This window comes from Pseudomonas viridiflava, assembly GCF_001642795.1.
GTDB lineage: Bacteria > Pseudomonadota > Gammaproteobacteria > Pseudomonadales > Pseudomonadaceae > Aquipseudomonas > Aquipseudomonas viridiflava.
The window spans coordinates 1-1,595 of sequence record NZ_LKEH01000042.1 but is presented as its reverse complement, the minus strand read 5'-3'; the positions used below and the strand labels follow the sequence as shown (position 1 = coordinate 1,595).

Here is a 1,595-nt window from a genome sequence, read left to right as displayed (position 1 = left end):
GAGTCGGAGAAGCAGGAGTTCCTGCAGGAGCGGACCGCGGAAATATCGGCGCAGATCGAACTGTCGATGGGGACGGCGCAGGGACCGTTGGTGGCGAGCTTCAAGAGCGAGCACGGCCGGGAGCCGGACTTTCCGACGAAGCTGGCATTGATCGAAACGGCCCGAGCGCAGATCACCGCCCAGGTTCTACAAGAGATGCTCTACGAGCAGATCCCGGAAGCTCTGGATCCGTTCCCGGAGGAGGCGGACAGCGGGAACGTACCCGAGAAGTCGGCCGAGCAGAATCGCAACGATCCGCAGCGGTGGCGCAAGGCGCTGGTTCGGAGCGAACCGCTGAAAGCGTTCGAGGAACTGACCGATCAACTGTTCCCGACCCGTTCGACGCTCTACCGGGTGATGGCGGCCTATTTGATGCAGACACTCTCGGAGGATGGGCAGCAGATCCCGACGAGCAGCAGCGACCCGCTACTTCCGTCGTTCATCAGCCAGCTCGAAGAGGCAATGGTCGAGGACGGCCAGCCGCTCGACGGCCCCGGCGCACTCGTCGAGCGGAAGTAGAGCAGAGCCAGCTCGGGCTCTTCGACGAGGCCGGCGCCAGTCCTGTCGATCCCGCAGCCGTCGATCCTGGGGGTACACCGCTGCCTCTGACGGCCGCAGAAGCTCAACCCACACCGAGTCTCGCCGAGGTGGAGTTGGTGGCGGAGACGGTGATTGAGACCACTGCCGTCGAGGTCTCGGAAGCGTTAGGTTCCGCGGAAGCGGGGGAGGAGGCGCAACCGGGAACGGCCGCGCGAATCCTTCCCGAACCGGTTGATTTCGCCCCCGGGGTCGAGGTTCTGCCGCCGTCCGGAGAGAAGGCGCGGGCACGGGCGAACATCGCCGCTATCGAAATGCTCGGTGTCCTCGACTCCGAACAGCGCTACGCCACCGCAGAAGAGCAGCAGATCATCGCTCAGTGGTCGGGGTGGGGAGCTGTCCCCAACATCTTCGACACCTCGAAAACGGAATGGGCGCAAGACCGCTCACGCCTGGAATCGTTGTTGACCAGTCAGCAGTGGAATCAAGCTCGCTTCACCACCGTCAACGCCCACTACACCGATCCGGCCATCGTCTCGGTGATGTGGGATGCACTCGAGCGCGCTGGTTTCAGCGGTGGACGGGTACTCGAACCGGGTTGCGGTGCAGGCACGTTCATCGGGCACGCGCCGGAATCCGCGACGATGGTCGGTGTCGAACTCGACGGGGTGACCGCACGAATCGCGGCGGCGCTCTACCCGTCCGCGCAGATCCGCAACGAAGGTTTCCAACACACCCGCGTACCCGAGGACAGCTTCACCGCGACCGTGGGCAACGTCCCGTTCGGTGCGCTGCGCCTGCACGACCCCGCACACAACAAGAGCAACCTCTCGATCCACAACCACTTCATCAACAAGTCCCTCGCCCTCACCGCGCCCGGAGGGTACGTCGCGGTGATCTCGTCGGCATTTACCGCCGACGCCGCAGATCCGCGTGCGCGCAAGGAAATGGCCGAGCGGGCCGACCTGATCGGCGCAGTGCGTCTGCCGACCGGTGCGTTCGCCCGAGTGGCCGGCACC

2 protein-coding genes are annotated in these 1,595 nt (G+C 65.0%); both read left to right on the top strand.

What is annotated here, in order from left to right:
* The coding region (locus AO065_RS27215) for a hypothetical protein (protein ID WP_063921083.1) at window positions 1–558 on the top strand (558 nt) is incomplete at its 5' end.
* A 137-nt stretch (window positions 559–695) separates the two neighbouring features.
* A partial coding sequence (locus tag AO065_RS20360; protein WP_476655279.1) for a class I SAM-dependent methyltransferase occupies window positions 696–1,595 on the top strand: 900 nt, incomplete at its 3' end.